Below are 13449 nucleotides of genomic sequence, written 5' to 3' on the forward strand. Positions count from 1 at the left end.
AACTCGCCGGAACGAATCGCCCCCGCCGCCAGACCGAACTCGCCGGAACGAATCGCCCCCGCCGCCAGACCGAACTCGCCGGAACGAATCTTCCCTGTCGCTGAGCCGGACTCGGCGGAGCGGATCGCCCTTCCGGCGTCTGACTTGGCGCGGGCCGGGGCGCTTCTTGAGGCGGCGGCTGTCGCTCTGGTCTGCCGGCGGGCCGGGGTGGAGCCGGAGACCGGGCACGCGGTGATGGCGAGGGCTCCCGCCGAGGTGGAGGAGTTGCTACCTGCTGCTGCGGGGCGGCGGCTGGCGTTGCTGCTGCGTGGTGGGGCTCCCGGCGGCGGTCATCACGAGCAGGAATTGATCGCTCAATGGCTGACCGCGGCTGCTGCTCGCGGTGGGATCGTGCCTCCGGCGATCCTTCCGGAGCTGATGGAGGCCGGGCGCCGCAACACCATGATCCGGTCCGCGCTGGCCAGGGTCACCGGTCGGCGCGGCACCTGGCTGGCCAGGCAGCGCGCCGACTGGAGCTGGCTGCTCGCCGAGGCGGCCCCGGCACCCACCGAAAGCGGGCCGTCCTCCGAATGCGGAACGTCCTCCGGAGGCGGGACGGCCACCGGATACGGAACGTCCTCCGGAGGCGGAACGGCCACCGGATACGGAACGTCTTCTGGATACGAGGCCCCCGAACCTCAATCGTCCGGGCCAGGGCCGACCGCGGTGGAGTGGGCGACCGCTACCTCCGCTGAGCGGATCGGTCACCTGGCCACGTTGCGTGGCAGCTGTCCGGGGCGGGCTCGGGAGTTGCTGGCCGGCACCTGGTCCGAGGATTCGGCGGAGGAGCGGGCCAAGGGACTGGCCACCTTCGTCACCGGGCTTTCACTTGACGACGAACCTCTCCTCGAACTGGCCCTCGACGATCGTCACCGGATGGTCCGGGAGACCGCCGCCGATCTGTTGCGACGCCTGCCCGGGGCGGGGCTCGGAGAACGGATGGCGGCCCGGGCCCGTGCGGCGGTTCGGCTGGTGGAGGGGCGGAGAGCGGTCGACGGGCGGATGGCGGGCAGCCCTCGGTTGCTGGTGGACGTGCCAACCGGGCTCGATGACGGCCTGCGGCGGGACGGGATCGGTGGGCCGTCGGGGCGCGGGGTCAGTCCCGGCGGCTGGCTGCTGGAGGAGATCGTGGCCGGAACCCCTCTGGTGACCTGGACCGATGGATCCGGGCCGGAGGACTGGGTCGGGCCGGAGGACGGGGTCGGGCCGGAGGACTGGGTCGGGCCGGAGGACTGGGTCGGGCCGGAGGACGGGGTTGGGCCGGAGGACTGGGTCGGGCCGGAGGACGGGGTTGGGCCGGAGGACTGGGTCGGGCTGGCCCGGGGGCACGAGTGGGGGGATGCGCTGCGGCACGGGTGGGGCCGGGCCGCGGTTGCTCAGGGGGACGGCCGGTGGGCCTCGGCTCTGCTCGCCGCCGGGGTGGGGACGCTGCGGGAGTCGGTTCGGTGGGATCTTCATCTGGTGCTGCCTCCGGGACTGCTGGCCGGGCTCGCCGCCGCGGCTCTGCGTGCCGAGGACGGTTCGGCTCAGCGGCTTCTCGCCCTACTTTCGGGGCCGTGGCCGGACGGGCTCTCGGTGGCGGTTCTGGAGACGGTGGAACAGCGGGCCCGCACCGATCGGCACACGTGGCAGCTGGGGGAACTGTGCCGGGCCGCCGGGACCGCGATGCCACCCGATTACGCCGACCTGGCGGGGCGCCTCGCCGGCCGGCTCGACCGGGAGCTGGAACCGGCCCGGGTCCGGCCGGTGGCCGAGCTGGCCCGCACCTTGACCTTTCGACACGAGATGTTTCAGGAGCTGCGCCGATGAACGAACCCGTCCTGCGGCAGCACGCCGAGGAGCAGTACGCCGAGGAGCTGGCCCTGCTCACCGCCGGTGACGAGCGGGTCCGGCCGCCGGGGTGGCGGATGTCGCCGCAGGCCGTGGTCACCTATCTGCTCGGCGACGGCGACAAGATCACCCCGAAGTACGTGGGCCCACGCCGGCTGATCGAGGTGGCCGTCGCCACCCTGGCCACCGACCGGGCGCTGCTGTTGCTGGGCGTACCGGGAACCGCCAAGACCTGGGTCTCCGAACATCTCACGGCGGCGATCTCCGGTGACTCCACCCTGCTCGTGCAGGGGACGGCGGGCACCGCCGAGGAGGCGATCCGGTACGGCTGGAACTACGCACGGCTCCTCGCCGACGGGCCGAGTGATGCCGCCCTGGTGCCGAGTCCGGTGCTGCGGGCGATGCGGGGCGGGGCGATCGTGCGGGTGGAGGAGCTGACCCGGGTGCCGTCGGACGTGCAGGACGCGCTGATCACGGTGCTGTCCGAGAAGACGCTGCCGGTTCCGGAGCTGAACACCGAGGTCCGGGCGCGGCGCGGGTTCAACCTGATCGCCACCGCCAACGACCGGGACCGTGGGGTGAACGAGCTGTCCAGCGCCCTGCGGCGGCGGTTCAACACGGTGGTGCTGCCGGTTACGCGGACGGCCGAGGACGAGGTGGCGATCGTCGTCCGGCGGGTGGCGCAGCTCGGGCGGGCGCTGGAGCTGCCGGAGGTTCCGGCGGCGATGGAGGAGATCCGCCGGGTGGTGACGGTGTTCCGGGAGCTGCGGTCCGGGATGACCGAGGATGGGCGGACCAGGGTGAAGTCGCCGACCGGGAGTCTCTCGACCGCCGAGGCCATCTCGGTGATCACCAACGGGATGGCGCTGGCCGCGCACTTCGGCGACGGGATCCTGCGGCCCGGTGACGTGGCGGCGGGGATTCTGGGCGCGGTCGTCAAGGACCCGGTCTCGGACGCCGTCGTCTGGCGGGAGTACCTGGAGACCGTGGTCCGGGACCGCCCCGGCTGGCTGGGTTTTTATCGGGCCGCGCGCGATGTCTGAGCGGATCTACGGCATCCGGCATCACGGGCCCGGGTCGGCTCGGGCGCTGTTGCGCGAGCTGGAGGCCGATCCGCCGGAGGTGTTGCTGGTCGAGGGCCCGCCGGAGGCCGACGACCTGGTCCGCTGGGTGGCCGACGACGGTCTGGAACCGCCGGTCGCCCTGCTCGGCTGGGCGGTGGACGATCCCGGGCAGGCGGCGTTCTGGCCGTTCGCGGTCTTCTCCCCGGAATGGCAGGCCATCAGGTGGGCGGTCCGGCGCGGCGTCCGCGTCCGTTTTTTCGATCTGCCGTACGCCTACCGAGTGGCCCCGCCCCCATCGTCTCCGTCCACCGCAGCCGGACCGGAAGAAGCGGGCGAGGCGGAGGAGAGCGCCGACGGTGAGGTGCGGCGGCCGGTGGATCCGATCGGGGAGCTGGCCGCGGCGGCCGGTCATGACGATCCGGAACGGTGGTGGGAGGACGTCGTCGAGCATCGGGGGGTTCCGGTCTTCGACGCGATCGCGGAGGCGATGGGCGCGATCCGGGAGACGGCGCCGGACGATCCCGGGGATCTGCTGCGGGAGGCCTGGATGCGGACCGTGCTGCGGGAGGAACGGCGGCGGCAGCAGAGGATCGCCGTGGTCTGCGGGGCCTGGCACGTTCCGGCGCTGACCCGCGCGGTACCGGCCAAGGAGGACGCCGCCCGGCTCAGGGGGCATCGCCGGGGGAAGGTGGCGTTCACCTGGGTGCCCTGGACGTACGGGCGGCTGGCGTCCTGGTCGGGTTACGGGGCGGGGGTGCGGTCACCGGGGTGGTACCACCACCTGTTCAGCACCGGGGACGACGTGATCACCCGATGGCTGGTCGGGGCGGCGGGCGTGCTGCGGGCGGAGGGGTTCGCCGCGTCACCGGCCGAGGTGATCGAGGCGGTGCGGCTCGCCGAGGCGCTGGCCACACTGCGCGGGCGGCCGCTGGCGGGGCTGGCCGAGGTGACCGAGGCCGCCGAGGCGGTGCTGTGCGACGGGGAGCCGTTGCGGTCCGAGCTGATCGCCCGGCGGCTGGTGGTCGGCGAACGGCTCGGCGCGGTGCCCGCCGGGATGCCGGCGATTCCGCTGGTCCGGGACCTGACCGCGACCCAGCGTGCGGTACGCCTCCGGCCGGACGCCGTGGAACGGACCCGCGATCTGGACCTGCGCCAGGACAACGATCTGCGGCGCAGCCGTCTGCTGCACCGGCTGCGGGTGCTCGGCGTGCCGTGGGGTGAGCCGGCGGCGGGCCGGGGCACCGGGACGTTCCGGGAGCAGTGGCGGCTGGCGTGGCAGCCGGAGTTCGCGGTCCGGCTGGTCGAGGCGGGCATGTGGGGGACGACGGTGCCGGCCGCGGCCACCGCCCGGACGGTCCAGCGTGCCCGGGACGCGACGGCGCTGGCCGAGGTCACCGAGCTGGTGGAGACGTGCCTGCTCGCGGACCTGACCGGGGCGTACCCGGCGGTGCTCGCCGCCCTGGACGCCCGGGCCGCCCTGGACACCGACGTCCACCATCTGATGGCCGCCCTTCCGGCGCTGGCACGGACCCTGCGGTACGGGGACGTCCGCCGCACCGACCTGGCCGGACTGTCCACGGTGACCACGAGCCTGCTGGCCCGGGTGTGCGTGGCGCTGCCGGCGGCGGCCGGTTCGCTCTCCGAGGCGGCGGCACGGCGGCTGCGGGACGGGATGGACGGCGTTCACCGGGCGGTCGGGCTGCTCACCGACGGCACGCTGCGCGGACGGTGGCTGGACACCATCGGGGCGCTGGCGGTCCGGCCCGATCTGCACGGGCTGCCGGCCGGGCGGCTGACCCGGTTGCTGTTCGACGCCGGCCGGCTGGACGCCGCCGAGGCACGCCGCCGGCTCCGGTTGCCGTTGACGGTCGGGACTCCGCCGGCCCATGCGGCCGCGTGGGTGGAGGGTTTCCTGTCCGGCGGCGGTCTGCTGCTGGTCCACGACGAGACCCTGCTGTCCCTGGTGGACGACTGGCTGACGGACATCCCCGCGGAGACGTTCGACGACGTGCTGCCGCTGCTGCGCCGGACGTTCGGCGCCTTCGAACCGGCCGAGAGAAGAGCCCTCAGCGAACGAATCGCAGGCGGCAGGCCCGAAGGCGGACGAACCGCAGGCGACAGACCTGAAGGCGGACGAATCGCAGGAGGCAGGACCGAAGGCGGACGCATCGCCGAGCCGGAGGTCGCCCTCGATCCGGCCCGGGCGAGCGCCCCGTTGCCGCTGCTGAGCACGTTGCTGGGCCGCCGGCTGACGGTGACTCCGACCCGGCAGAAGGGGGAATGAGCATGGAACGGGAGCGGCGGTGGCGGCTGGTGCTCGGTGGGGTCGCCGAGGAGGCGCTCGGGGAGGTGAGCGAACGGGACGGCGGGATGGACGCGGCGCTCGGGGCGCTCTACGACTCGGACGACACCCCGGATCGGCCCGGTGCCAGGGGTGCGGGGCTGGGCGGCTCGGCGCCCCGGGTGGCCCGGTGGCTCGGCGACATCCGGGAGTACTTCCCGCGCACCGTGGTGCAGGTGATGCAGGCCGACGCCATCGAGCGGCTCGATCTGGCCCGGCTGCTGCTGGAGCCGGAGATGCTGGCCGCGGTGGAACCCGACGTCCATCTGGCCGGGACTCTGCTGTCGCTGAACCGGGTCATGCCGGACGCGGCCCGGGAGACGGCCCGGCAGGTCGTACGTACCGTGGTCGGGGAATTGGAACGTCGCATCGCGGAACGGACCCGCTCGGCGGTGACCGGCGCGCTGAACCGGGCGGCCCGCGCGAGCCGCCCCCGGCACGCGGACATCGACTGGCACCGGACGATCCGCGCGAATCTGCGGCACCATCTGCCCGAGCACCGGACGGTGGTGCCGGAGCGGCTGATCGGTTTCGGACGCAGCGGGACGGCGATCCAGCGGGACGTGGTGCTCTGCGTGGACCAGTCCGGCTCGATGGCCGCGTCGGTGGTGTTCGCCGGGGTGTTCGCGGCGGTGCTGGCGTCGATCCGGTCGCTGCGGACGTCGCTGGTGGTGTTCGACACGGCGGTGGTGGATCTGACCGACCGGGTGGGCGATCCGGTGGAGACGTTGTTCGGCACCCGGCTCGGCGGCGGCACCGACGTCAACCGTGCGGTGGCGTACTCCCAGCAATTGCTCTCCCGACCGCGGGACAGCGTGTTCGTGCTGATCAGCGACCTGTACGAGGGTGGCCACCGGGAGGAGATGCTGCGCCGGATCGCGGCGATGACGGCGGCCGGGGTGCGGGTGATCGTGCTGTTGTCGCTCTCCGACGACGGCGCTCCGGACTACGACCACGAGAACGCGGCGGCGCTGGCGGCGCTCGGGGTGCCGGCGTTCGCGTGCACCCCGGACGCGTTCCCGGATCTGATGGCCGCGGCGATCGCGGGAAGGGCTTGCGTGGGCGGCTGAGGTAACTACCGTATGGGGTATGAGTGCTTACCTGAAGAATCCCGCGGTGTGGCAGGAGAGCTGGGACCGGCAGCAGCAGGCGTTCATGCCGGACCGCGAGGAGCGGTTCGGCGCGATGCTCGACGCGGTGGCCGCGGTCACCGACGGTGACGCGCCCCGGCTGCTCGACCTGGCCGGCGGCACCGGCAGCATCTCGCTGCGCCTGCTGGCCCGGTTCCCGAAGGCGCAGGTCACCGTGCTCGACCAGGACCCGGTGCTGATGGCCGTCGCGGAGTCCTCGCTGCGTGACCGGGGCAGCGTGATCGACGCCGATCTCAAGGACGGCGGCTGGCGGTCGAAGCTGCCGGGCGAGCCGTTCGACGCGGTGCTGACCGCGACCGCGCTGCACTGGCTGCCGGCCGAGCGGGTGAGCGAGCTGTACGCGGAGGTCCGGGAGGTGCTGCGCCCGGGCGGTGTCTTCGCGAACGCCGACCACATGGAGGACGAGGGGCTGCCGGAGCTGTCGCCGAAGCTGATTGCGCGGCGGGCGGCGCTGCGGGACGTGCGGTACGCGACCGGCGCGGCCACCTCGTGGCCGGACTGGTGGGCGCGGGCCGCCGCCGACGAGCAGCTGGCTGCGAAGGCGGCCGAGCGGGCGCTGATCTACCCGGAGAACCGCCACCACCAGGAGTGGAACCCGCCGGCGACGTGGCACGTCGAGGCGCTGCGCAAGGCCGGTTACCGCGAGGCCGGCGTGCTGTGGCGCGGCGGCCCGGACGCGGCGGTGGCCGGGATTCGTTAACCAGAAAACTTCAGGACGTCCAGCGCAGGAACCGGTCGAAGAGGTACGAGGCGGGCGCCTGGGGCATGTCCCGGGCGGCCTCCTCGAGGTGCTCCCACATCAGCACGGCGAGGTCGAGGCGACTGCGCCCGCGGACCAGCTGTTCGCGGGCCGGCTCGCAGGGCCACGACAGGCCGCAGACGCCGCATCGCCAGGACGGCCGGTCCGGGTTGTGCTCCACCTGGTGACCGCCCCTTTCCTTCACGGTGAGTGCAAGGACACCTTGCGCGTGCATCGCCCGGCGGTCAACAGCCGAGGTGGCCTGCTCGCTTGTCCGGGTGACGCCCGGGAGGAGCATCGGCACCCGTCGTTCCGGCACGGTCACGGTGGGTCGCGCCGGGCGGAAAATCGCGGCCCCGGGAGATGCCCCGATTCTCGCCCGATATGTACCTTTCTTTGGGAGCATGAGGCAGGCGAGGAAAAGGGAGCACGGCCGAGGACGGTGAGATGACCTACGACGATCAGCCGGTCTCCGGCAGTGGCCTGTACGTCTCCTCGGCGGCCTCCACCCCGCAACGCTCGGCCCGCCGCCGCAAGCAGGCGATCGTGGCGGTGGCCGGAGCGGCGGCACTGCTGGCCGGCACCGGTTTCCTGGTGACCCAGCTGATGAACGAGCGGCAGGACGGTCTGCCCGAACCGGCCGCGCTGGCGCCGATGACGGCACCGCCGGAGACCACCGGGCCGACCACGGCTGCCCCGCTCGCCTCGCCCACCCGTACGCCGAAAACCACCAGGCAGGCCGCGCCGGTACGGATCAGCCCGGTCCCGCCACCGCCCCCGGCGAGTCTCGCCGGGATCCCCGGCTACCCCGACCCGGGCGATGCCCAGCCGACGGGCGGTTTCGCCGCCGCCGAGCCGATGTATCCGGAGCCGGACCTGGACGAGGAACCGATCCGGGAACGGACCGAGGCGGTGGGATCCGGGACGATCCGGATCCTCACCGCCCATCGGGATCTGACCAGCGAACGTCAGACGCTGCTCTCCCGGGACAACGGCCGTTCGGTCGGGCGCGGGGTGCGTTGCACCACCGAGATCCGGTTCGGTACCGGCCTGCCGGCCGGGGAGCCCGGTGTCCTGGTGTGCTGGCGCGTCTCGTCGTCCCGCAGTGTGATCACGATCGGTCAGAACACCGATCCGGTGGAGAGCGCCGACGTGATCGCCCAGGAGTGGCTCACGATGCGGTGATCGGCAGGCTGATCACTCCGGCGACGGCCTCGGTGTCCGGGACCACTACGCGGTAGGTCTGGCCGGGCGTGACACCGCCGACGGTCACCCGGGCCGACGACGACGGCACGGTCCAGGTGGCGACGGTCGCCCAGTCGTCACCGGTGGCCTGCTGGATCTCGATGTCCTGCCCTTCGGCGCCGGTCACGGTGAGGGTGAGCTCGCCCGCGCCGGAGTTGAACAGCATCACGCCGGCCTTGACCCGGTAGCTGACCGGCTCCGAGGCGGTCCCCTCGGCCTTGAGCACGACCTGGTACGAGGCGTTCGCGGCTCGGGTCACCTGGGCCATCCCGTTCGGGCCGGTCCAGGTGCGGGTGCACTCGGCGTCGGCGCCGGTCTCGGTCACGCACAGCTCGACCGACTTGCCGGCCCATGCCTTGCCGTCGACCTTGACGGTGAACCGGGTGGTGGTGGAGGTGCCGTAGACGACCTCGGTGGAGGTGGCGTTCGCGGTGATCACCGGCTTGACCGTGGAGGGCTTGGTCGGGACGGCCGGAGCCGGAGCCTTCGTCGTCACGGCTTCCAGCGCGGCGACCGCGTCGATCCGGCCGCTGCCGAAGTCGGTGTCGGCACCCTTGGCCCCCAGGTCCACGGCCGACTTCTTCAGCGCCGACTCGATCTGGTCCGGGGTCAGCGTGCTGTCGAAGCTCTTGAGCAGCGCGGCGACGGCGGCCACGTGCGGCGCCGCCATCGAGGTGCCGTTCATGGTGGTGTAGGAGCCCTTGGCGGTCGGGTAGGTGCTGACGATGGAGCTGCCGGGAGCGGCCACGTCGACGTAGGAGCCGGCGTTCGAGTACGGGCCGATCCGGTCCGCCGAGTCGGTGGCGGCGACCGCGATCACACCGGCGTCGGCGGCCGGGTAGGAGGTGGGGCTGCCCTCGCGGCGGCTGTTGCCGGCCGCGGCGATGACCGTGACGCCCTTGCTGCGGGCGTACTTGATGGCGTTGCTGACCGCGGTGACCTTGGTGGTGCCGCCCAGCGACATGTTGATGACCTGGGCGCCGTGGTCGGCGGCCCAGACGATGCCCTCGGCGGTGTCGGACATGTTGCCGCTGCCCGAGTCGGACAGCACCTTGACCGGCAGGATCTTGACGTCCGGCGCGATACCGGTGACACCGACCTCGTTGCCGGTGACGGCCGCGATGGTGCCGGCCACGTGGGTGCCGTGACCGTGCCCGTCGGTGGTCGGGCCGGCCTTGTCGGTGACGGCGTCGTAGCCGCTGAGGACGTTGTCCTTCAGGTCCGGGTGGTCGGCGTCGACACCGCTGTCGATGACGGCGACGGTCACGCCGGCGCCGGTCGAGCGCGCCCAGGCGTCCGTCGTCCGGATCTTGGCAAGGTCCCACTGCTGGTCCCGGTACGGGTCGGAGCCGGCCGGCACACCGAGCGCGTAGATCGGGGCGTCGATCTCGACACCGACCGCGTCGTCCGAACGCTGCGCGTCCGCGACCAGCTTCACCGCGGCGGCCTTGTCGGTGGCCTTCCGCACCGAGACGACCGGGCGTCCGTCGGCGTCGATCGTGGTGGTGACGACCCGCGCCGGCTGCGCCTCGGTGACGGTGGCCGGGACGATCTCCTCGGGAGCCGTGGTCAGCCCGTACGACACCGGTGTCCAGTCGGCGGTGCCCGCCGGAACAGCGAACACACCAACGGCGGCAAGAGCACCGGCGGTGACGGCAGCGGCGGCAAACCTACGGATCAGCAAACTGTGTTCCTCCCCCTCGAGCGACATGACAAAGATTCGAGGAGGAGGGTTGTGTATTCGGTTTTCGGGCCGTTGCCCGTCGGTAGCGGCTCCTCTCAGCCGTTCACGGTGTTGCTCGTGGCCCCCAGCAGCCCGGCGCCGTCTTGCACCACGACCCGGTACCGCTGCCCGGACTTCAGCCCGGTGATCGTCGTCTTCGGCACCGCGTCGTAGGTGCCGGCGGTCTCCCACTGGCGGTCGGCCGTCAACTGCTGGACCTGCACCGGCTGCCCGGCCGCTCCGGCGATGGTCACCGTCATGACTCCCCGGGAGACGCTCGCGCCGGCCTTCACCCGGACCGTCCAGACCGCCACCGGTGACGTCGCCGCCTGGGTCGTGTCGGTTTCCGCCATCTTCACCGAGAGCTTGACCCCCACGGTTGCGGTACGGGTGACCGGAACGGTCCCGGAACCGGTGGTCTTGACGTCGGTGCAGACATCGTCGGTACAGAGCCGCACCGGCTTGTTCGCCCACGGGACACCGCCGACCCGGACCGTGAACGTGGTCGACGTGCTGCTCCCCCAGGCCACCTCCCGGCTCGTCACGTTGGTGGTGATCAGCGGGTTGAGCTTCGGCTTGGCGCTGCTCGGGCTCGGGCTCGGCCCGGCCGGTGGGGTGACCACCCCGAGCGCCGCCGCCGCGTCGACCCGGCCGTACCCGTAGTCGTTGTCGAACCCCTTCGGCCCCAGGTCGACGGCCGACGACTCCAGCGCCGCCTCGATCTGGTCCGGCGTCAGCTTCGGCTGGGTGCTCTTGAGCAGCGCGGCCGCCGCGGCCACGTGCGGCGCGGCCATCGAGGTGCCGCTGAGACTCCTGTACTGCGCGCCCAGGGCCGTCGGGTAGGTGCTGAGGATCGAACTGCCGGGCGCCGCCACATCGACGTAGGAGCCGGCGTTCGAGTAGGGGGCAACCTTGTCGGCCGCGTCGGTGGCGGCCACCGCGATCACTCCGGCATCGGCGCCCGGATAGGAGGCCGGGCTCCCGGCGGCCCGTTCGTTGCCGGCCGCCGCCACCACCGTCACACCCCTGCTGCGGGCGTACGCGATGGCAGTGCTGACCGCCGTGACCCGGGTCGTCCCGCCCAGTGACATGTTGATGACCTGCGCGCCGTTGTCCGCCGCCCAGACGATGCCGGTGGCGGTGTCGGACATATTGCCGCTGCCGGAGTCGGACAGCACCTTCACCGGGAGGATCCGCGCGTCCGGGGCCACCGCACTGATCCCCACGTCGTTGCCGGTCAGCGCGGCGATGGTGCCGGCCACGTGGGTGCCGTGCCCGTTGCCGTCCCGGCTGACCCCGGCCTTACGGACCGTCGCGTCGTAGCCCGGGAGCACGGTGCCCCGGAGATCCGGGTGGTTCGCGTCCACGCCCGTGTCGATCACCGCGACGGTGACTCCCGTGCCGGTCGACCTCGTCCAGGCGTCACTCACCCGCATCTTGGCGAAATCCCACTGCTGGGGGCGGTACGGGTCGGAGCCGAGCGCGTACACCGGCGCGTCCATCTCGACACTGACCGTGCCCTCGACCTGCTGGGCGCTGGTGACCAGCGCGATGGCGGAGTCCCGGTCGGTGGCCTCGGCGACGGTGATCACCGGCCGCCCGTCCGCGTCGAGCACCGTGCTGACCACGCGGGCCGGCTGCTCCTCGCTGACGACGGCCGGGAGCATCTCCTCGGGACTGGTGGACAGCCCGTAGGAAACTCTTGCGCCCTGGCCCGCGGCGGGGTCCGCCTGGCCTCCGGAGGGAAGCACGAACACCACGACGGCGGCGGCCAGCACCCCACCGGTGGCACAGCTGAGCAGCTTCATGCCCGGTCCCCTCCCGCTCTCGGTTCGGGGACCACCATCGTCGGCGCCGTCGGCCGCTTGACCCTTCCACCGGTTGCGGCTCGGTAGCGGGCACGCCCAGTTCTCTCGGTCTATCTACCGGAATTGCGGCCGGAAACGGCATTAGAATACCGGGCCAAATAATCGGACCTGATGGCTCTCGATATCGCGAACCATTGCCCCGCGCGGTGCTACTTTGACTCGGAAAGCGAGGAAAGGCGGCACCAGAACGGTCGGCCGCACCGCTCTTGAGAGGACCTCTGCTAAATGTCTCACGTCCCACACAAGCGGCGTGCCCGCGCCGTTTCCGTCGCTGCCGCCTGCGTTCTCGCGGCGGGCACGATGAACATCGTGACAGCCACACAGGCGCTCGGCGCGACTTTGCCGGGAACCATCACGGTATCCACCCCCACGAACGGCAAGATAGCCGCCGACACCAGCAAACAAGTCGTGGTCCTAGTGGTCAGCGGGACCAACGCGACACCGCTCATGGAGACGAACGTGACAGGCGTGAAGTTGGGCGCGGACCCGGACTGCGCGAACATCCAGAGCTACGTCGTCTCCAGCGCCACCACCCTGACGGTCAAGACTCCGGACGGCGGGTGCGCGGCCTCGGCGAACAACACCGCCGAGAGCATCTCGATTCTCTTCGGCGCCACCGACACCATCGACAAGGCCTCGGCGATCACCTTCGTCAACGCGCCGGCTCTCGTCGCCGCCGCCAGCAAGCCGGTATTCACCGACAACAGCCTCAACCTCGACGTGGCCGACAAGGTGCAGCGATTCAACGCGGCAGGCGGGCAGACCGTTCGGGTCCTAGCCGACTCCGCTTTCGCCTTCGACCCGCGCAGCTCCTACGGGCTCACCGTGACGTTCGGCGGCAAAGCCGGCAGCGAGGTTAAGGTCTACGCCGACGCGACCTCGACGACACCGCTCTCCGCAACCACGGCGGGTACTATCGGGAACTCCCTCACCTTCAAGACGGGCGCCGGGATGTCGACCACCGACGCCAGCATGACCATCTTCCAGAACGGCGTCGCCAAGACTTTCAACGCCGCCGCCACCGGGGTCACGGGCATCTCCGCCAACCCGACGATCACCTCCGTCACCCCGCCCTCGGGGCGCACCAAGACGGCTCAGCAGGTGGTCATCACCGGCACGAACTTCGACAAGGTCGCGGCCAACTACGGCAACGGCACCAACGTGCGGTTCTGCGGTGTCGCCGCTTTGGCTTTCGGGACGCCCGCCGTCAACGCGGCCGGCACCCAGATCACCGTCACGGTGCCCGCGGCAGTCGCCGACAGCACCCCGGGACTGGGCACCGGCGTTACCGCTGGCAGCTGCCCGGTGCAGGTCTCCGACGGCACCCCGGGCGGCACCAGCCCGGTCACCCCGGCGGCCGTGTACACGTTCGTCCGGGAGTAGCGAACACTGGAAAACAGCACTGAACACCACGAGCCCGGCCCCTTTAGGGGCCGGGCTTCGTCGTGC

The 13449-nt window shown here is 72.0% G+C and carries 10 protein-coding genes; 7 read left to right on the plus strand and 3 right to left on the minus strand.

What is annotated here, in order from left to right; genetic code table 11:
* From Aco03nite_RS09540 to Aco03nite_RS09560, 5 genes are all read left to right on the plus strand, one after another.
* The coding region (locus tag Aco03nite_RS09540; protein WP_239145028.1) for a DUF5691 domain-containing protein at positions 1–1848 on the plus strand (1848 nt) is incomplete at its 5' end.
* Entirely contained in the window at positions 1845–2912 is a 1068-nt protein-coding gene (locus tag Aco03nite_RS09545; protein WP_203794431.1) for an ATP-binding protein, read from the plus strand. The genes Aco03nite_RS09540 and Aco03nite_RS09545, both read left to right, overlap by 4 nt.
* Positions 2905–5217 carry a DUF5682 family protein gene (locus Aco03nite_RS09550; RefSeq protein WP_203794432.1) on the plus strand — a complete coding sequence of 771 codons (2313 nt, stop codon included), beginning with the start codon at positions 2905–2907 and terminating at the stop codon, positions 5215–5217. Before Aco03nite_RS09545 ends, Aco03nite_RS09550 begins: the two co-directional genes overlap by 8 nt.
* Positions 5214–6344 carry a VWA domain-containing protein gene (locus Aco03nite_RS09555; RefSeq protein ID WP_203794433.1) on the plus strand — a complete coding sequence of 377 codons (1131 nt, stop codon included), beginning with the start codon at positions 5214–5216 and terminating at the stop codon, positions 6342–6344. Before Aco03nite_RS09550 ends, Aco03nite_RS09555 begins: the two co-directional genes overlap by 4 nt.
* A gap of 19 nt (positions 6345–6363) precedes the next feature.
* A complete protein-coding gene (locus Aco03nite_RS09560; RefSeq protein ID WP_203794434.1) occupies positions 6364–7125 on the plus strand; it encodes a class I SAM-dependent methyltransferase in 762 nt (253 codons plus the stop codon).
* 10 nt (positions 7126–7135) lie between these two features.
* Here Aco03nite_RS09560 and Aco03nite_RS09565 read toward each other — a convergent pair whose 3' ends face one another.
* Entirely contained in the window at positions 7136–7468 is a 333-nt protein-coding gene (locus Aco03nite_RS09565; protein WP_239145029.1) for a hypothetical protein, read from the minus strand.
* A 143-nt stretch (positions 7469–7611) separates the two neighbouring features.
* Between Aco03nite_RS09565 and Aco03nite_RS09570 the strand changes: the two genes are divergently transcribed.
* Positions 7612–8349 (plus strand): hypothetical protein, encoded by a 738-nt coding sequence (locus tag Aco03nite_RS09570; RefSeq protein ID WP_203794435.1) that lies wholly within the window; start codon positions 7612–7614, stop codon positions 8347–8349.
* Here the strand turns inward: Aco03nite_RS09570 and Aco03nite_RS09575 are convergent.
* Both Aco03nite_RS09575 and Aco03nite_RS09580 read right to left on the minus strand, forming a co-directional pair.
* Positions 8336–10120 (minus strand): S8 family peptidase, encoded by a 1785-nt coding sequence (locus Aco03nite_RS09575; RefSeq protein ID WP_203794436.1) that lies wholly within the window; start codon positions 10118–10120, stop codon positions 8336–8338. The genes Aco03nite_RS09570 and Aco03nite_RS09575 overlap by 14 nt on opposite strands.
* Before the next feature lie 68 nt (positions 10121–10188).
* On the minus strand, positions 10189–11940 hold the full coding sequence (locus tag Aco03nite_RS09580; RefSeq protein ID WP_203794437.1) for a S8 family peptidase: 1752 nt from the start codon (positions 11938–11940) through the stop codon (positions 10189–10191).
* Positions 11941–12309: 369 nt separating this feature from the next.
* On the opposite strand from Aco03nite_RS09580, the gene Aco03nite_RS09585 reads away from it, so the two are divergent.
* Entirely contained in the window at positions 12310–13383 is a 1074-nt protein-coding gene (locus Aco03nite_RS09585; protein WP_203794438.1) for an IPT/TIG domain-containing protein, read from the plus strand.
* Positions 13384–13449 lie beyond the last annotated feature (66 nt).

It is taken from the genome of Actinoplanes couchii (genome assembly GCF_016862075.1).
In the GTDB taxonomy this organism is placed as follows: domain Bacteria; phylum Actinomycetota; class Actinomycetes; order Mycobacteriales; family Micromonosporaceae; genus Actinoplanes; species Actinoplanes couchii.